Raw genomic sequence first — 17,550 nt, forward strand, 5'->3', positions numbered from 1 at the left:
TATGCAAACAAACTTAAGCTTCGATTTTCTCGATCTGCACCTTGGTGTAAGGCTGGCGGTGCCCCTTCTTGCGGCGGTAATTCTTTTTCGGCTTGTACTTGAAGACGATGATCTTCCGCCCGCGTACCTGCTTGACCACTTTGCCCGTTACTTTCGCCCCTTTCACGACAGGCGTTCCGACCATCAGGCCGTCGTCTTTGCCTACCGCGAGCACACGCTCGAAGGTCACCGTTTCACCGGCCTCAGCCGGGAGCTTTTCGACGAAGATCTGGTCGCCTTCCTGGACGCGGTACTGCTTACCGCCGGTCTCGATAATCGCGTACACTACGTTTCCCCCTTTTCAGGACTCGCCGGGCCAGGTGGGCTTGCACCGCTTGTATACCTTCCCCGTGCGGTTCACGCAATGGTTATTTTACCATACAGGTGGTCAATTTTCAAGCAATACCTAAAAGGAGGCATTTGCGCTGTAAAAGTTTTTGACTCTCGGCAGAGCAATGCTCAAACCCGAGACGGATGTTTTCGAAGCCTCTCGCTGTATGTGTTACCTAATATTGGGTTAATTGCCTGCTCTGCCCTTTTGTAACCCTGCTAAAAGGCATACCTATCCCGCGCCTCTTGAGGCTTTTCTCCGGTGGGGCACTTTGTTCGCCGGTTTGATCTCGTCAGGCCGCCTGCACCAGGCTTCGCAAATTCGCTCCCTGTTTTTGCCGCAACCGGCCCACAGCCATCGCCAGCATTACCATCAGGGCCAGCGCACACCGCAGCCGCATCTTGGGCAAACCCCGAATGAAATGCTTCTCAAATCCATAGACCTCATCCAGACGGGCATTTACCCTTTCTACCGCCGTGCGCTTTTTGTAGAACGTTTTCCACCTGTAGCTGGACCGCGCCAGCGGGGTGAAGATCCGCCGGTCTTCCACCAGGGGGATACGTATCCCACCAGTTGCGGCACATTGTTCCATGCCCCGGCACTCTACTCCGTAGTGCCGGGCCGGACAACGGTATTTCAGGGTTTCCCGATCTTGCTCAAATCCCCCGAAGGCCATCGCACGACGCTTGTTTGCTTGCGGACAGTAGCAATATACCGTGCCCCGGTAATCGTAAACGATGTTTTCCTTCCCGGTTACAAGCCGCGTCTCTTCGCCGTTCCGCCACAGGTTGCGGATGTCAATGACGGGCTTGATCCGGTATTCGTCCCTTACGCATGCCCCCTAACCCGTATGAAACCTGGAGCGGCTTGGGGTAAAATGTTTTTCCCAGGACCCAAAAAGGCCTTCTATCTTCGCTCCCAAACAACACAAATAGCTCAAAAAGGTGGCAATACCTAAAGGCCACGTGCGTTTTTCAACAGTCTCTAAAAGTCAGCTATTCGACGGCGAGGTCGAATTTCTCGTCCGTCATTACCTTACCCACGCCATTGCAGTGGGGACAGGTATCGAGAAGGATTTCCGCCAGGCTCGGGTGGACCTTTTTGCGGGTCAGTTCCACAAGACCCAGGCGGGTAAGCCCCATAATGTGCGTCCGCCTCCGGTCGCGCTTTATCTCCTCGGACAGCACCTCTAACACCTTGTTCCGGTGATCTTCCCTGGCCATATCAATGAAGTCGATGATGATGATGCCCCCCAGGTTGCGCAGCCTGAGCTGGCGGGCTATTTCCACGGCGGCATCGAGGTTGGTCTTGTAGACGGTGTCTTCCAGGTCGATATGCCCGGTATACTTCCCCGTATTGACGTCGATGACGGTGAGGGCCTCGGCCTGGTCAAAGATCAGGTAACCGCCGCATTTCAACCAGTACTTGCGCTGCAAAGCCTTATTGATCTCCTGTTTCACGCCGTAGTGCTCGAAGATGTCGGAATACGTTTCCAGGACCACTTTTTCCCTGAAGCGCTCCGGCATCTGGTCGACGAGCATCATGACCCGCGTGAAGTCAGGTTGCGAGTCCACGATCAGCCGTTCCACTTCATCGGTAAAGAGGTCGCGGATAATCCGGGGGAGCAGGGCACACTCCCGGTAAAGCAGGAACGGCGCTTTGCTCGTTTCCGCGCGCGCCAGGATTTGTTGCCAGAGGTTGTACTGGGAGATGATGTCCTCTTTGACGGCTGTTTCATCGACGGTACGCGCGGCGGTGCGGACGATAACCCCCATGCCGCTGGGCCGCACCTGGTTGATCAGTTGTTTGAGCCTCTCGCGTTCTTCTTCTTTCTCGATACGCCGGGAAATGCCGATGTGGTTTACGGTCGGCATCAACACCGTGTAGCGGCCGGGGAGATTAACCCGCATGGTTACCCTGGGACCTTTATTCCCCAAAGGGTCTTTGGCCACCTGGACAATGATCTCCTGGCCGGGACGCACCAGGTTTTTGATCGACAGGTGGCGGTGCGTGTTCTGCTGCGGCGCCAGCACGTCGTTGACGTACAGGAAGGCGTTACGTCCCAGCCCGACGTCGACAAAAGCCGCCTCGATGCCGGGCAAAACATTCTCCACCTTGCCCTTGAAGATGCTTCCTACCAAGCAGAAATCGCTCACCGGCTCCATATATACTTCCATAGGCACCCCGTCTTCCAGCAGGGCAACCCTGGTAACATTATTACGCGAACTCACAATCAGCTCTTTTTTATGCACTTTTTCCCACCTTTCAGCCCAGCACTCAACTGAACATACGACACTGATTATCATATGACCAAACTCAGCTGGAGAAAAGTAACTACATCTAAACTAAACTAACAAGTTTCTATTCAATTGAGTGTTGGGTCAGCACTCCCAGAGGACCTTTCCCTCGCGTGAAAGCAACGCTGTACGCCAGACGTCGACAGCCTCAAGGGGAGTGCCCGTTAACTCCGAAAGCGCGATCAACACCTCGTCCGGGCGGACGGTACCGCCGCTGCCCGCGGCAAGCTCCATAATCAGCATAAAACTTCGGTCTTTAACACTAACCTGCAGACTCCTGATCCCCAGGCGAATGTCTCTTTTCTTAAGGCCCTTGTCGGTCTCCCTTTCCACATAAACTTCTCCCCGCGCCATCAGCGCAGCAACAGCGTCCCGAACCCGCTCGGGCTGCGCTTCGCCGAACAACTCGCCGCACGCCGTATAGCGCGCGCTGTTGAGAATGCTCATAAGCGCCGGGGTAACATCGGGAACCTTCCTGGCCTTGAAGACTTCCAACCCCGCCGGGAGAGTCCGGTTGAGGGCCTCTTGAAGCTGTTCCAGGTCTACCGTGTCGGCTAGCTCCACGTCGACATACTCCTGGCCCCCGCAGAACCCCAGCGGGAGCGGCGCGGCGAACACCATCCTGGGCCGGGGGTTGAATCCCCGGCTGTACACCAGGGGCAAACCGGCACGGCGAAAGGCTCTTTCAAAAGCGCGCATAACGTCCAGGTGCCCGAGATAACGGGCCGGTCCGCACTGTTTATAGGCAAGCCTGATGCGCATCGACCGCCACCCCCGGAATCCGCGGTTCCACTTCCAGCGTGGGGCACAGCCCGCACCCGGTACAGCGGCCCGCCCGGCAATCGGCTGTGGTCTCGCCCGCCAGGGCCCGTTTATGTTCGGCAACCAGGAAAGCCTTCGACACCCCCGCTTCCAGGTGATCCCAGGGGAGGACGTCCTCGTAGCCAAACCGGCGGTAGGCAAACTCCTCCGGGGTTAAACCCGTATCGGCGAAGGCTTGCCGCCAGAGTTCGGGACTGAACCATTCCCGCCAGCCGTCCAGCCGGCAACCCAATTCCCGGGCCCTGGCCAGAACGGCGCCAAGCCTTCTGTCGCCGCGCGCAAACACGGCCTCCAGAAAGCTTGTCTCGACGTCATGGGCGCAAAATACCAGACCTCTGCCTTTTAGACGCCGTTTCAGGCAATCCTGGCGGGTGCGCAGTTCATCCGCCCGCATGAACGGTTCCCACTGGAAAGGCGTGTGCGGCTTGGGGACAAAGGACGACGCGCTTATCGTTACGCTCAACCTGTTTGCGGGGACTCCCGCCTCCAGGCCGGTGTCGATCACCTTGCGCGCCAGGATGTTGATGCCCTCGACATCGTCCATCGTCTCGGTGGGCAGGCCCAGCATGAAATAAAGTTTCACCCGCAGCCATCCAGCCTTGAAGGCGGCCGTAACAGCGGCAAGCAGATCCTCCTCCGTCACCCGCTTGTTAATGACGTCCCTCAGGCGCTGGGTCCCCGCTTCAGGGGCAAACGTCAGGCCGGACTTACGGACTTCCTGAATGGCCTTGGCCAGGTCAACCGCGAAGGCGTCGACCCTTGTGGAAGGTAGTGATATGCCTACCTTACGGTCCGCGTAACGCTCCACCAGTTCTCTCACGAGCGGGCGGATGGCCGAGTAATCCGTCGTGCTCAGAGAAGCCAGGGATACCTCATCATAACCGGTGTTGCGGATAATTGCGTCGGCTTGCGCCATCAAGCGGTTAACGTCGCGCTCGCGCACCGGCCTGTAAATCACCCCGGCCTGGCAGAAGCGGCACCCCCTGGTGCATCCCCGAAAGACCTCCAGCACAGCCCGGTCGTGAACCACCTTAATGTTGGGGACGATGGGCTTTGTCGGAAAAGGCGCCTCATTCAGATCGGCCACAACCCGCTTCGCCACCTTTCGGGGCACGGCCGGGTCACGAGGAATAATGCCGGTCACCCGTCCCCGGTCGTCGTATTGAACAGCGTAGAAGGACGGGAGATAGACGCCGGGAATGCGACCAAGCGCGAGTAATAATTCCCGGCGGCTCAAGCTCTGCTCCTTGGCCGCTTGATAGGCGCTGATAATCTCGTCGAAGGCTTCCTCGGCCTCGCCCAGGAAAACGGCGTCCAGGAAATCGGCCAGCGGCTCCGGGTTGTAAGCGCAGGGTCCGCCGGCGATCACCAGCGGGTCGTCCTCAGCCCGCTCCCACGCGTACAGGGGAATGCGTGCCAGGTCAAGCATATTCAGCACGTTCGAAAAAGAGAGCTCGTACTGAAGGGTGAAGGCTACAATATCGAAATCCCGTAGGGGCCGGCGCGACTCAAGGGCAAAAAGCAGCACCTGCTGCTGCCGCATTAACGCCTCCATATCCACCCAGGGGGCAAAAACCCGCTCCATCAGGGCGTCGCTACGCCTGTTGACCACGTGATACAGGATCTGCAGGCCGAGGTGGGACATGCCCACCTCATAAATATCCGGAAAGGCAAAAGCAATTCTTACCTTGACGTCATCCCAGTCCTTAAGAACGGCATTGTATTCCCCGCCAATATACCGTGCCGGTTTTTCAACCCTTGACAAAAGGTGTTCAAGCTGGACAGACAAAGGTGCTCCTCCCCTGCTGCGTCTAATTACTATATGCAGCATAACTGCGGTTTTCTCTATTATTGCCTACCTTGCGAACAATCAACTGCTTCCAAAAACTATTCTCTACTCCGCCTAAAAACCCTTTTTTACCAGTTTTACCGGAACGTATGGTCCCTCGTCGATAACCGTCTTGACCACGCGGGTTTCCTCCAGGGTGTCTACAATCCTGCCCTGCCCGTCAACAAGGAAGACGAGGTGATACTTCTGGGGAACAAAGAGGCGGGTGACCTTCCACACCGGAAGGTCTTCATGGACGACCAGCACTTCTCCGGGGAGGATGCCTGCGCGCTGCAGGTCGCGCTCCTTGTTGATCAGGTGATTGGCATACAGGTAGGGGGCTTCGAGGCCGTCCCGGCGCGCTGCGTAAAACAGGAAAAGCCCCGTCGCCACGATATCAAGACCGCAGAAGCCCAAGGCGACCCCGGCCGCACCCAGAAGCGTCATCAAGGCACCCCAGCATTGTCCCCACCGGGCCATGCGCAGGGTCGCTTCAGGAAGGTTCATCCGCCGTGCCAGACGGGCGCGAAAGACCCTCCCGCCGTCAAGGGGCAGCCCCGGCAACAAGTTAAAAAGGAAAAGCATTAAGTTGCACTGTACAAAGAAGGGGCTGAAGGCTTCGCTCCAGTACCCGTACTGCCCCAGACCAAGGACGAGAACCGCCAGAAACAGGTTTGTCAGGGGGCCGGCGGCAGCTACGAATATTTCCTTTTTAGGGTCAAGGATAAGCTCGCTTGAAACCCTGGCCACTCCGCCGAAGGGCAGGAGTTCAACTCCGCTGATCCGCAGCCCCGCTTTTCTGGCCGCCCATACGTGAGCAAGCTCGTGAAAGAAAACCACGGCGAAGGCGATCAGCCCTTTGCCGAGCACCCCCGCCGCAAAATATACCCCCAGCAAGGCGAGAAACCAGTTGTTGATCTCAAAGGCGATGCCCTGAATGCGACAGATCTTCACGTTGCCCGCTCCCGGTCTAGGTGTAAGGTATAAGGTGTAGGGATTAAAGAAATTTCGGATTGGCCATTTAGCTTTTGGTATTCAGCACTCGGCATTTAGAATTCGAAATTGGGTGAACTCCAGTGATGCCACTTGGTTGCTGCCAAAGGTCCTCTCACCTCTAAATGCTAAGTGATAAGTAGCAGCACATCGTTTACATCCAGGGTAACTTGTAGTCGATAACCGCGACCTCGTGGCCCTGGCAGTCAACGATAAGCACTTGTTCTTTGACATAGATAGTTGCAGTCACGTATTCGTACACGACACTTTTATCAAGGTGAAAGCGCTCAGTGAAGATGTCGAGCATTGCATCGCTCCTGATGAAGCGGATCAGCTTGACCGTCCCGGAGGTTGGCGCCTCCTTCGGTAAAGAAGTTTCGTGTAGGAGTCGAAGGCTCCAGCCTGAAGCCTTTAGCGATTCGTTCGGGGTTTTCCCCCGATAGAGCAAGGATCTTAACGCAGGACATGTAAACGATGTTACGGTCCCAAAACTGTTAACGATGTCCTGATATTTGACATCTAAGAGCTGAGCGCTAAACGTGCCGGTGTTTATGAGTGTTTGGCGTTAGGATTTGGATTCTTGCCGTTCCGCTGCTTAATTCTAAATGCTCAGCGCTCAATGCCCAGTGCTCAATGCCCAGCGCTTTATCAAGGCACGTCAAACTTTGTCAGTGGGTCGATCAGTTGCCCGTTCTCGCGGAATTCAAAATGCAGGCCTGTTTCCCCGGTTTCATCCTCGCCTCCGGTCTTGGCGATAACCTGGCCGGCGGAAACGCTGTCCCCGACAGCCACCTGAATATCCTCCACCTGCCCGTAGAGGCTATAAGTGCGGTTGCCGTGGTCGATCAGGATGTAATTCCCGTAAGCCCGGTCCTCTCCAATCCGTGCCACTTTCCCGTTCAACACGGCCTTAACCGGCGTTCCGGGCGAGGCAGCGATGTCGACGCCGGGGTGAAAGCGTTCCATATCGTCAAGCGGGTCGACCACCCAGCCGTAACCGCGGGCAACCTTGCCCGATACTGGCAGGGTTAGCATATCGTCCGAACTCATGACTTCAGTGACTTCACCGCCCGGACTCTTCTCGCGGTGCGGCAGGGTGTCAAAGAAAGGCATGTCCACGCTGACCGTCTGCAAGCCAAAAGCTATCAGGCGATTAAGGACAGGTTCGTAATCCCATTCCGTAGTCAATGCCGACCGGAGAGTTTCCCGCACTTCCGTTCCCCATGGGGATTTGGCGTCTCGTATGGCGAGAATGGTAAGGAGCAACACCGCCACCACCGCGATTTGCGTTACAAGCCGGCGGCTGGGTTTCTTCCGGCGAAAGCCCGTCCCACCAACGGGCCATTGGGGCAAACGTCTGTCCATGGAACGCAACGGTCATCCCCCCAAGATTTGTTAGTACTATAGTCTATGTGGACGGGTCTGTAATATGACAGGCTGTCCGGGTGGCCCGGAGCAAATTTTTGGGGCAAGAACCGGGGGAGTACAACCAGCCTTTCCTGGAAATCATAGTCGTGTAAAATGCCTCTGCAGCTGCTGCAACCCAGAATAAATGAAGTCCTGGCCCAAAATTCGACGAGGAGGCCGAATACCGCAACGTCAGCCTGGTCAATGCCGTGCAGGCCCCGGGAAACCCCGGTACCCTGACGGTTACCGTCAACTGCGAGCTGGCCGGCACGCCGGCCAAAACCGCCGAACTGACCTTCGAACTCATCCCCGACGGCCGGATTATTTACCGGGAGAAACATAATGACCGGGCCTGACGGCCCGGTCATTAGTAAAGCTGTAAGCTTTAGGACTCCCCAGCACTCAACTGGGAATGTCAGATTTCAGGCTGATCCAACCTTGTAGGTCTCGAAGACGGACGGTAGCTTTGAATGTAATATGTCTTCAAGTTGAGTGCTGGGCCGAAACGGGAATGCCTATCAAAATATCCTGGCGGATTGGGCTATTCCACGGCTCTGAGGTCCTGGACGAGCCGATCGACGGCCCTGTAAAGCTCATCGAAGCTTTTCGAGTTGTCGATCGCATGGTCCGCGCCGCAATCATTCCTCGTCCTGTCCCCGCTCTGGCACAAGGCTAATCCCTGCTTAGCAACGAGCCTGGCAAGACGTACTTGTTCGGCGCAGGTGACATGCACCGAAACAAAGCCGAAGGCTTCACGGCACCTAGCAATATCCCGCGGCGCCTGCCCGTCGACAATAACGACATCGCTGTGGTCTTGCTGAAAAACCTGACTCATCAGGTAGTCGGTAAGGCAGTCAGGGTCCAGCTTGCGTAGCCTCACGTCCAGGGTACGCAAAAACCGGGGCCATTCCTGGGAATCCGGCAGGTCTGGCGCACACACCTGGCGGGCGAGGTCGTCAAGAATACCGGCAAAAGAGTACTCGGCAAACTTGTGCTTCGTTCGAAGGTAGCTCGCTACCGTGTGTCTTCCTGCCCCGGCCTTGCCCATTAAAATGATCCGCAAAAGCGGGATCCTCCTTTGCCGTTTACCGACGGGGAGTCGGGAAATACTAGGTAGTGGTGATGTAAAATGACAGGCACAACTACTGACTGGACAACAAGCACGATCTTACTGGTGATCGCCTTTGTCGTTATTGTAGCCATTCCGGTCGTATCGCGCTATCTGGTACACAAACGCCCCAAACAGTAAAGGCTGGCCGCACTCCTGCAGGGACTCTGACAGGCGGTGGCGAATTCACCTCTAATTATCCCTGCGGGAGGGTCATGGAATGGATTCCCAGATCCTTATCGGCATGCTTCTTTTACTGGCCCTAGGTTTATTTGCGTTTTCCATTATCAAGCGGTTGGTCCGTCTTGCCCTGTTTGTCGGGCTCATCCTGGTCCTGCTCTACGCCTTCAACGCCGGCCTGATCCCGCGTTTTTGGTAGGCTCCGGCGACTTTGCCGTTATTCAATAAACATTCCGTCCGGCTGCGGAATCATGTGCCCGATCCTTTCCGCACGCCCCTGAAAGACGTGCTGGCGGGACAGGGTTTTGTCCACCCTAACGATCAGCAATGCCCCCCAGGGCTTCAACATTCTTCTCCCCCACCTTTCGAGCCCGTCGGCAAAACGCAGGACAAGGCTGTTTGCGCTCGGCGGGATGAACACCGCCGACTGCCAATAAGGCTGCTGACCGGTCTCTCGCGCCAACAGGCTTACCAGTTCTCCCGGCTGAAAGAAATGGGCGTTCTTGAAAATACCGCCGTGCAGCCGGGCCTCCGCCCGCCTGCGCCAGGCCCAGGGGCTCCACGCATTGAGCACAGCCACCACCAGACGCCCTCCGGGGCGGACCATCCGCCAAAGTTCCCTTACGGCGCGGCCCGGGTCTTCGGTAAACTCCAAGACAGTGAAGGCTACAACCAGGTGATAATACTCGGGAGGCAGAGGGAGCGTTTCAAGCGGGCTGCAAAGAAGCTCCACAGAGGGATATCCCGCCAGTTTTTCCCGGGCGACCTCCAGCATAGCCTCAGAACTATCGATCCCTGTCACCGACAACCCCATTTGGGCCATGAGCAAGGCCAGCCGTCCCGTACCGCACCCGGCATCCAAGACGCGTTCACCGCGGCAGGGACGGGCCAGGGTCAGGAACAGATCCGTTTCCAGCTTCTCGACGACCCTTCCTAGAGGGCGCTCGTACCAGCGGTCATAGTTTTGGGCCAGTTCATCAAAACGGCTCATGCTAGAAAACAATCTTTTGCCGGCGTACCCATATATTCAACAAGAGTCCCACACAGGCCATGTTTACGATCATCGCGCTTCCCCCGTAACTTAGAAACGGCAAGGGAATGCCGGTTACCGGCATGATGCCGGCATTCATGCCGATGTTGACGAGGATGTGGAAAGTAAACATTGACACTATGCCGGCGGCCACTAGGGTGCCGTAAGCGTCACGAGCCTTCTCGGCGATGCGTACGCCCCGGTATAAAAAGACAAGATAGAGGCAGAGGACGAAGAACCCGCCTACGAAACCCAGTTCTTCAGCCAGCACCGAAAAAATAAAGTCCGTGTGCTGGATTGGGAGGAAGTTGTACTGGCTCTGCGTGCCGTTATACAATCCCTTTCCCCATATGCCCCCTGATCCAATGGCGATCTGCGACTGGATAACGTTATAGCCCGCCCCTTGCCAATCACTCCACGGATTCAAGAAAACGGTGAGCCTGGTCATCTGGTATTCCTTCAAGGTTAGCTTGTGAAAGAGCTTGTGTTTGTCCTGGATCCGCTGCTGCAGGGCGACCAGCCGGTCAAAATCGGCCTTGGCCGCATCGTACTCTCCCTTTACCTTTACGTAGGGAGCTCTGTTCTGAGCATTGACAACTTCGACATTCAAGGCTTCGAGGCTTTCCTCCGCCATCTTCACCTGTTCGGTTAGCATCTTGTCTTTGTTATGAATCTCCGCGTGAACGACGAAGATCAAAATCACGGCAACAATGCCGAGAGCGGTTAAACTTAGGAGCAGCTTAGGTTTTGCTCCTGCCATAAAAAGCATTCCCCAAGTGATGGCCAGGAAGACCAGAGTGGTTCCCAGGTCGGGCTGGATCAGGATAAAAAGCATCGGGACACTCACAAAGGCAAACACCGGGATCAGGTCCTTTAAGGTGTTGAGCTGTCCCTCGCGTTGGGCCAGAAAGTCCGCCAGGGTGACGATGATGATCACCTTGGCGAATTCCGACGGCTGGAAGGAGAAAGGGCCCATCTGAATCCACCGCTGGGCGCCCAGGGCTTCCCGGCCCGTAAAGATAACGCCCGCAAGCATGAGCAGCATAATAATGTAAAGGCCGCGCCGATACCTAGGCAGCTCCTCGTAGCGCCAGAACAGGAAAGTAATCAGCCCCGCGGAGCCGACCGCCACCCAGATAATCTGCGTGCGCACGATATGTAACGCGCTACCTCCTGAACTGGTGATATGCGTGGCGCTGGAAATAACGACGATGCCAAGGACGATCAGCAGCGCCACTGCCAGGAGCAGCGTGTAGTCAAGGCTTTTGAAGATTCTCCTGCCCTTCACGACATCACCCACACCCATTATAAAGAAACGGCCACGAATAAGAAAGGGGGCTTGTTTCGCCCCCTTCCTCTTAACCGGTCACCGTGCTTTTTAGAGTCCGTTTAACCCTCTTCACCGGGATGTTCGCCACTAGGGCCACCTGGTTTTCATTGCGCTCTAGGCTGACCTCCAGCCCCTCATCATCGATTTCCAAGTAATTAGAGATTACTTTGATGAGGTCGGCCTTCATTAGCTGGAGGAGCTGCGGGGAAACGTTCGCCCGGTCGTGAACGAGAACTAATCTCAAGCGTTCCTTGGCAACGCTTTTACTTCCAGAATCGCGGCCAAAAATACGAGCCAAAAACTCCAGCAATGCCCTTCCTCCTTTTCCCTCTAACCGAGGCCGATAATTCTTCTGAGGCGTCGAATAATCGGGTTGCCGGTTTGCAGGTTCATCAGGGGCACGGGTTCGCCAAGGATCCGGCGCACGATGTTCTTAAACGCCCGTCCCGCAAGACAGTTCTCGTCGGCAACGACCACGTCGCCGCGGTTCGTCGACACCACAATCTGTTCATCATCCGGGATCACACCGAGCAGGTCGATGGCCAGGATGTCGATCATATCGTCAATGGTCATCATATCGCCTCTCTCCACCATGCGCGGCCTGAGGCGATTGATGATCAGTTTCGGTTCCCGGATCTCCGCCGCCTCCAGCAGGCCGATGACCCTGTCGGCGTCACGCACGGCGGCAACCTCCGGCGTCGTCACCACGATAGCCCTGTCGGCGCCGGCGATAGCGCTCCTGAAACCCTGCTCGATACCGGCGGGGCAGTCAATCAACACATAGTCAAAGCCTTCCCGGAGTTCCTTGGTCAGTTCTTTCATATCTTCCGGGGTCACTGCCGACTTATCCTTAGTTTGGGCCGTGGGAAGCAAGTGCAGACCCTCAAAGCGCTTGTCCTTGATAATTGCCTGCCGGAGACGGCAGTTGCCGCTGATAACATCTGTAAGATCGTAAACGATGCGGTTTTCGAGCCCCAGGACCACGTCCAGATTGCGGAGGCCGGTGTCGGCGTCAACGAGCACGACCTTGTGTCCGAACATCGCCAGGCCGGCGCCGATGTTGGCCGTAGCCGTAGTTTTGCCAACCCCTCCCTTGCCCGAAGTGACCACAATAACTTCGCTCATGCTTTCAAGCTCCTCCCTTGGCCTCTAATTTTTGCCCTGACGCTCCCCGCCAGGCGGGAAGGCTTCAATAGTTACAACTCCGTCTTTTACACGCGCTATTTCTGGATGTCCCGGATCGGCGACGAAATCTTCGTCGGGTGAGCGTGCAATGTGGTTAGCGATACGCAATTGGGTGGGTTGCAGTCTGAAGGCAATGACTACAGCAGTGTCATCTCCTGTTGCCCCGGCATGGATCGTGCCGCGAAGTATACCCATCACGACGACATTACCCGCAGCCGTGACCTCCGCACCAGGGTTCACGTCTCCCAGGATGACCACGTTACCGTTATAGCAGACACTCTGGCCGGAGCGCAGAGTCCGCTGAATCAAAATGGTGTTCGGCTCGTGCATGTCTTGGGATAACTGGAGTGCCATCGTCTGTTTCCACCTCGTAAAGGGTATTCAACAGTAAAAAACCAAATCCTGCTAATTTATTTCGTGTATTTTCCCTGTTATTTTGACGAATATGGGTAAATGATGGCGTTTACTCGGAAACCGGTATCGGGGCTGTCTTATTGATGGGGATGTTGAAGTAAGCCGCCATCATCTCCTTGGCCACCACGGCGGCTGTCGAACTGCCGTGAATGCCGTGCTCAACAATAACGGCAATGGCGATTTGCGGGTTGTCGTAAGGGGCGAAAGCAACGTAAAGGCCGTGGGCTGGTTGCTTGACACCGTTGCGATAGTTTTCCGCGGTACCGGTCTTTCCAGCGGTCTGCAGAGGGAAATCGTAAAAGACGCCGTAGGCGGTCCCGCCCGGCTGCGTCACGGCGAGCATGCCCTGGCGGACGATATCCAGTGTCTTCGGGTTGATTTCCACCCTATCCTGAACCTGGGGCTCGAACTCCTCGACAACTTTCCCGTCATAGGTTGTAACGCGCTTGACCAGGAAGGGCTTGTAACGCATTCCTCCGTTGGCCAGCTGCGCAACATAATTGGCAAGCTGGATAGGCGTATACAGATTATAGCCCTGACCGATAGACATGTTCAGGGTATCGTAGTAACGCCACTTCAGCTCCCATGCATTGTCGTCGTACTTCGCCTGTAGCCGCGCCTTCTCCCTGTCCCGTTCCTTCTCGATCCTCACCCGTTCCTTCTCGTCCGTCGTCGCTGCCAGGAGACGGTTGTACTTGGTTTCGAGCGCCTTGAATTGCGGCCCGAACCGGGCGTCAAGCATGGCCTGAACGACCTTGCGCTTGTACTCTGCGTCGGGGACGATGCCGCTGTCCTCCCCGAGAAGTTCGATACCTGTCTTCTCCCCGAGTCCGAACGCCAGGGACCAACGCGTCATCGGTTCCCAGCCGATAATGTTACTCACCTGCCAGAAGAAGGTATCGCACGATACCGCCAGGGCCTTCTTAAAATCGACCCTGCCGTGGCCGCGCGGGTAGGTCCAGTCGTGCCAGACCCTGTGCAGGTGGTAATAGCCCTCGTCCCATATGGAAAAACGGGGGTCAATCCGTCCGCTTTCAAGGGCGGCTATGGCCGTGATCATTTTATAGGTGGAACCCGGAGGATAAGCGCTCTGGATAGCCCGGTTGAGAAAGGGCCGATCAGGGGCGTTGATAATCCTGTCGGCATCAGCCGGCGAGAGACTGCCGGCAAACATGCCGGGGTCGTAGGCTGGGTAACTTGCCAGGGCCAGCACTTCCCCCGTTCTCGGGTCAATGGCCACCGCCGCGCCGGCGTTGCATTCCTTGTGACCCATGTCCTGGGTCATTTTGATGACCCGGGCCAGGCTCTCTTCCGTCGCTTTTTGCACCCTGTAATCGATGGTCAACTGAAGGTTATGGCCCGGGATAGGTTCGCGCATGCCCACATTCCTGATGGGGTTTCCGTAGGCGTCCACCTCTACCTGCCAGGCCCCGCGTTCACCCCTCAGGTACTTCTCAAAGGTGCGTTCCAGGCCTTCCTGCCCGAACATATCTCCCATGCGGTAGCCCTGATCCCGGTAACGCTCGAGCTGGGACGCGCTGATTTCGCGGATATAACCCAGGGCGTGCGCCAGCAGGTTCCCGTGAGGATAATCCCGCATCGGCACCATATCGATGACAACACCGGGAAGCCGGTCTCGTTCTTCTTCGATCCGGGTAACAACATCCATCGACACGTCCTTGGCGATGTGCACGGGCTCAAAACGCCGGAGAGCGCCGCTGTCAACCTGTTTTCTTATTTCTTCCGCAGGTTTGTCAAGGATTACGGAGAGGCGATTGATCACCTGGTTCAGTTCTTCGTCACTCAACCCGACATTGATCAACTGGACAACATAGAGCGGCCTGTTGCCCACGATCTTTTCCCCCTGGCGGTCGTAGATTTCGCCCCGCGGCGGGGTAATGCCAATGAGGCGCATGCTGTTTTCCCTGGCCAGGGTGCGGTAATGCTCATTTTCCGCGATCTGCAGGTAAGCAAGGCGGAGTACCAGGATCAGAAAAACGGCCACGACTATACCCGTCATAATCCTGGCCCGGCGCTGCATCCCTTTCCTGGACAACTGTTTTGACAAGGACAACTGCCCCCATTACTCTTACCCTATCCCTAAGTTTACACTGTTTTGCCCCAAGACTTAAGGGCGGGCCTAAAACCGAGTCGCCAGCCGGAGGCAGGACCGCAAACGGGTCTTTTAATAGACCAAATTTTCTAATATGACCTTCTTAGAAAACCCCTCTTGCTGATCCTGGCGTAGCTCTTGTAAAAAACAGCCGCCACAAGGGCGTTGTAGGCCGCCAGCGGCAGTATCAGCTCAAAGACAGCCGGGCTGAACGGGACAGTAACGCCCAGAATCAGCAACAGGACATAAATGATCAGTTGCTCCCCGACCGTGACAAGGAAAGTCATAAAAGAAACGACGATAGAGCTTTCACGATACAGGCTCCATTCGAGCAAACCGACAGCATAACCGACAATCGCCAGGCCCAGAGCGTTTAACCCAAAATAATAGCCTGAGACGGCATCAATGAGAAGCCCGCCCAGGAACCCCAGCACGGCCCCCTCCCTGGAGCCGTGCAAAATAGCGTGGAAAACTACCAGAACCAGCACAAAGTCAGGCTTAACCCCGGCCACGCGGACGAGATCCAGCACCGTGGATTGCAGCAAGACTATGGCGCCCAGCAATGCCAACCCGACTAGAAACCGCAAAACCTATCCCCCTGCCGGCGGACCTACGAGAACCATGACCTCCTCCAGGCGGCTGAGGTCGACCAGAGGTTTCACCTCGGCGGTCTTCGTGAGACCCATCGGGTCTCTTTTGACATCAACAATCCGGCCAACTGGAATGCCCTTTGGGAAAACCCCTCCCAAACCGGAAGTTATTACGTCCTGTCCTTTTGTCACCGTCGCGTCCTTGGTCAGGTAAGACATGGCAAGTGACGGCGATCCCGGCAAGACTCCCTTTACAACACCCGCTGTGCGCGTCTGTTGGATCATGGCGCCCACACCGCTACGAGGGTCGGTAATCAGCAGGACGTCGGCGGTACGCCGGGTCACGTTGATGGTTCGTCCCACCAGGCCATCGGGCATTATGACGGGAAGGTTCTCCGCAAGGCCGTCGTCCGTGCCCTTGTCAAGGCGGACTACCGAAAACCAGTTATTCGGATCGCGGCCGGTGACCCGCGCCACGACCACATTCGTGTTCCCTGTTTCGACTTTATAGGCCAGAAGCCGCCGCAAGCGGTTATTTTCAAGCTCGCATTCCTTAAGCCTGGCTACCCGGCCCTCCAGTTCCTTGATACGCTCCTCCAGGGCTTCCTGTTTGGCGGCGTTCCCCAGCGTGAAAACGTGCCTGAGGCCGTCGACAAAACCGTTCCCCCCGGCCATAACAAACCCTTCGACCGGCCCGAAGACGTCCTTGACGATACCGCGTATAGCCACGGGGGTCTCGGCGCCGGGAGCGGTAAAGTACATCACAACGACCAGGCATCCGGCAAGGATGCCGATAACAAGCGCCTTGGCAAACCAGGTACGAAGCAATGCTAAACCACCTTCTTGGGTTGAATGAGCACCCTCCGCAAGATATCAATGTTCTCCAGGACCCGCCCCGTCCCGTAAGCAACGGCAAGCAACGGGTCTTCGGCCAGGTGGACGGGCATGTGCGTCTCCTCGCTGACCAGCCGGTCGAGGCCGCGGAGCAAGGCGCCGCCGCCGGCCATGACGATCCCCCGGTCCATAATGTCGGAAGCCAGTTCCGGAGGAGTGCGCTCCAGCGTCTGGCGGATGGCTTCCAGGATGCTGGCCACGGGCTCGGAGAGCGCCGTGTAAATCTCTTCCGACGTGACGTTGATCGTTTTCGGCAGGCCGGTCACGAGGTCGCGGCCCCGGACTTCTTCCGTTTCCGTTTTGCCGAGCGGGTAGGCCGTCCCGATCTTGATTTTGATCTCTTCCGCCGTCCGCTCGCCGATCATAAGGTTATAGGTGCGCTTAACGTGCTGGATGATGGCTTCGTCCATCTCGTCCCCGGCCACGCGGATGGAGCGGCTGGTCACGATGCCGCCGAGAGAGATGACCGCCACCTCCGTGGTGCCGCCTCCCACGTCGACAACCATGTTGCCTGTCGGCTCGTGCACGGGCAACCCCGCGCCGATGGCCGCGGCCATGGGTTCCTCGATCAAGTAGGCTTCGCGCGCCCCCGCCTGGAGGGCCGCCTCCCGCACCGCCCTTTCCTCCACGGCCGTAACGCCGGAGGGCACGCCGATAACCACACGCGGCTTGATTAAGAAGGTTTTGCCGCGTAAAGCCTTGTTAATAAAGTACTTGATCATGCTCTGGGTTGTATCGAAATCGGCGATCACCCCGTCCTTCATCGGGCGAATGGCAACGATGTTGCCCGGGGTGCGCCCGATCATCTGCTTGGCCTCTTCGCCTACGGCAAGCACCTGCGAAGAATCCTTTTGAATGGCCACCACCGAAGGCTCGCGCAATACAATGCCTTTACCCCGCACATATACGAGGGTGTTGGCTGTGCCTAAATCAATGCCCATGTCTCTGGAAAAAATGCCGACCATTACCTGGCTCCTTTCTGATTGCCG

At 56.7% G+C, this 17,550-nt stretch carries 18 protein-coding genes and 1 pseudogene; 2 read left to right on the plus strand and 17 right to left on the minus strand.

The window, feature by feature from the left end; genetic code table 11:
* Positions 1 to 13 precede the first annotated feature (13 nt).
* From rplU to ACPV0M_RS06170, 7 genes and pseudogenes are all read right to left on the minus strand, one after another.
* On the minus strand, positions 14 to 325 hold the full coding sequence (rplU, locus tag ACPV0M_RS06140) for a 50S ribosomal protein L21 (RefSeq protein WP_425622063.1): 312 nt from the start codon (positions 323 to 325) through the stop codon (positions 14 to 16).
* Positions 326 to 662: 337 nt separating this feature from the next.
* Positions 663 to 1,196 (minus strand): annotated as a pseudogene (locus ACPV0M_RS06145) (DDE transposase); the annotation flags it as partial.
* Positions 1,197 to 1,365: 169 nt separating this feature from the next.
* Complete coding sequence (locus tag ACPV0M_RS06150) at positions 1,366 to 2,622, minus strand: Rne/Rng family ribonuclease (RefSeq protein ID WP_425622064.1); 1,257 nt, start codon at positions 2,620 to 2,622, stop codon at positions 1,366 to 1,368.
* Positions 2,623 to 2,751: 129 nt separating this feature from the next.
* Positions 2,752 to 3,429 (minus strand): TIGR03936 family radical SAM-associated protein, encoded by a 678-nt coding sequence (locus ACPV0M_RS06155; RefSeq protein ID WP_425622065.1) that lies wholly within the window; start codon positions 3,427 to 3,429, stop codon positions 2,752 to 2,754.
* Entirely contained in the window at positions 3,407 to 5,278 is a 1,872-nt protein-coding gene (locus ACPV0M_RS06160; RefSeq protein WP_425622066.1) for a TIGR03960 family B12-binding radical SAM protein, read from the minus strand. The genes ACPV0M_RS06155 and ACPV0M_RS06160 overlap by 23 nt, the downstream gene beginning before the upstream one ends.
* 114 nt (positions 5,279 to 5,392) lie before the next feature.
* Complete coding sequence (locus ACPV0M_RS06165; protein WP_425622067.1) at positions 5,393 to 6,271, minus strand: M50 family metallopeptidase; 879 nt, start codon at positions 6,269 to 6,271, stop codon at positions 5,393 to 5,395.
* Positions 6,272 to 6,958: 687 nt separating this feature from the next.
* The gene (locus ACPV0M_RS06170; protein ID WP_425622145.1) at positions 6,959 to 7,675 is read right to left on the minus strand and encodes a M23 family metallopeptidase; all 717 of its coding nucleotides are present in this window, start codon (positions 7,673 to 7,675) and stop codon (positions 6,959 to 6,961) included.
* Positions 7,676 to 7,926: 251 nt separating this feature from the next.
* Here ACPV0M_RS06170 and ACPV0M_RS06175 point away from each other — a divergent pair, with 251 nt between their 5' ends.
* Positions 7,927 to 8,073 (plus strand): hypothetical protein, encoded by a 147-nt coding sequence (locus ACPV0M_RS06175; RefSeq protein ID WP_425622068.1) that lies wholly within the window; start codon positions 7,927 to 7,929, stop codon positions 8,071 to 8,073.
* A 185-nt stretch (positions 8,074 to 8,258) separates the two neighbouring features.
* Here ACPV0M_RS06175 and ACPV0M_RS06180 read toward each other — a convergent pair whose 3' ends face one another.
* Positions 8,259 to 8,780 (minus strand): hypothetical protein, encoded by a 522-nt coding sequence (locus ACPV0M_RS06180; protein ID WP_425622069.1) that lies wholly within the window; start codon positions 8,778 to 8,780, stop codon positions 8,259 to 8,261.
* 265 nt (positions 8,781 to 9,045) lie between these two features.
* On the opposite strand from ACPV0M_RS06180, the gene ACPV0M_RS06185 reads away from it, so the two are divergent.
* Positions 9,046 to 9,204, plus strand: coding sequence for a hypothetical protein (locus ACPV0M_RS06185; RefSeq protein WP_425622070.1), 159 nt, complete (start codon positions 9,046 to 9,048; stop codon positions 9,202 to 9,204).
* 18 nt (positions 9,205 to 9,222) lie between these two features.
* Here the strand turns inward: ACPV0M_RS06185 and ACPV0M_RS06190 are convergent, their stop codons facing one another.
* The 9 genes from ACPV0M_RS06190 to ACPV0M_RS06230 form a co-directional block, all read right to left on the minus strand.
* Positions 9,223 to 9,996 carry a class I SAM-dependent methyltransferase gene (locus ACPV0M_RS06190; RefSeq protein WP_425622071.1) on the minus strand — a complete coding sequence of 258 codons (774 nt, stop codon included), beginning with the start codon at positions 9,994 to 9,996 and terminating at the stop codon, positions 9,223 to 9,225.
* 1 nt (position 9,997) lies between these two features.
* Positions 9,998 to 11,341, minus strand: coding sequence for a rod shape-determining protein RodA (gene rodA, locus ACPV0M_RS06195; protein ID WP_425622072.1), 1,344 nt, complete (start codon positions 11,339 to 11,341; stop codon positions 9,998 to 10,000).
* A 52-nt stretch (positions 11,342 to 11,393) separates the two neighbouring features.
* Positions 11,394 to 11,675 (minus strand): cell division topological specificity factor MinE, encoded by a 282-nt coding sequence (gene minE, locus ACPV0M_RS06200; RefSeq protein ID WP_425622073.1) that lies wholly within the window; start codon positions 11,673 to 11,675, stop codon positions 11,394 to 11,396.
* A gap of 20 nt (positions 11,676 to 11,695) precedes the next feature.
* Positions 11,696 to 12,490: a septum site-determining protein MinD gene (gene minD / locus ACPV0M_RS06205; protein WP_425622074.1), complete on the minus strand. Its 795-nt coding sequence runs from the start codon at positions 12,488 to 12,490 to the stop codon at positions 11,696 to 11,698.
* Between the two features lie 24 nt (positions 12,491 to 12,514).
* The gene (gene minC / locus ACPV0M_RS06210; RefSeq protein WP_425622075.1) at positions 12,515 to 12,904 is read right to left on the minus strand and encodes a septum site-determining protein MinC; all 390 of its coding nucleotides are present in this window, start codon (positions 12,902 to 12,904) and stop codon (positions 12,515 to 12,517) included.
* A gap of 109 nt (positions 12,905 to 13,013) precedes the next feature.
* A complete protein-coding gene (gene mrdA / locus ACPV0M_RS06215) occupies positions 13,014 to 15,032 on the minus strand; it encodes a penicillin-binding protein 2 (RefSeq protein ID WP_425622076.1) in 2,019 nt (672 codons plus the stop codon).
* A gap of 134 nt (positions 15,033 to 15,166) precedes the next feature.
* Entirely contained in the window at positions 15,167 to 15,664 is a 498-nt protein-coding gene (gene mreD / locus ACPV0M_RS06220) for a rod shape-determining protein MreD (protein ID WP_425622077.1), read from the minus strand.
* 3 nt (positions 15,665 to 15,667) lie between these two features.
* On the minus strand, positions 15,668 to 16,495 hold the full coding sequence (gene mreC, locus ACPV0M_RS06225) for a rod shape-determining protein MreC (RefSeq protein WP_425622078.1): 828 nt from the start codon (positions 16,493 to 16,495) through the stop codon (positions 15,668 to 15,670).
* A 2-nt stretch (positions 16,496 to 16,497) separates the two neighbouring features.
* Complete coding sequence (locus ACPV0M_RS06230; protein WP_425622079.1) at positions 16,498 to 17,526, minus strand: rod shape-determining protein; 1,029 nt, start codon at positions 17,524 to 17,526, stop codon at positions 16,498 to 16,500.
* Between the last annotated feature and the right edge of the window lie 24 nt (positions 17,527 to 17,550).

It is taken from the genome of Desulfosceptrum tomskiensis, assembly GCF_049818055.1.
Lineage (GTDB): Bacteria > Bacillota > Desulfotomaculia > Desulfotomaculales > JASEER01 > JBFLVT01.

Coding starts and splice junctions, on each gene's coding strand:
- ACPV0M_RS06155 (WP_425622065.1), bottom strand. CDS start 3,429: ATGCGCATCAGGCTTGCCTATAAACAGTGCGGACCGGCCCGTTATCTC.
- ACPV0M_RS06170 (WP_425622145.1), bottom strand. CDS start 7,675: ATGGACAGACGTTTGCCCCAATGGCCCGTTGGTGGGACGGGCTTTCGC.
- ACPV0M_RS06185 (WP_425622070.1), top strand. CDS start 9,046: ATGGATTCCCAGATCCTTATCGGCATGCTTCTTTTACTGGCCCTAGGT.
- ACPV0M_RS06190 (WP_425622071.1), bottom strand. CDS start 9,996: ATGAGCCGTTTTGATGAACTGGCCCAAAACTATGACCGCTGGTACGAG.
- rodA (WP_425622072.1), bottom strand. CDS start 11,341: ATGGGTGTGGGTGATGTCGTGAAGGGCAGGAGAATCTTCAAAAGCCTT.
- minD (WP_425622074.1), bottom strand. CDS start 12,490: ATGAGCGAAGTTATTGTGGTCACTTCGGGCAAGGGAGGGGTTGGCAAA.
- minC (WP_425622075.1), bottom strand. CDS start 12,904: ATGGCACTCCAGTTATCCCAAGACATGCACGAGCCGAACACCATTTTG.
- ACPV0M_RS06230 (WP_425622079.1), bottom strand. CDS start 17,526: ATGGTCGGCATTTTTTCCAGAGACATGGGCATTGATTTAGGCACAGCC.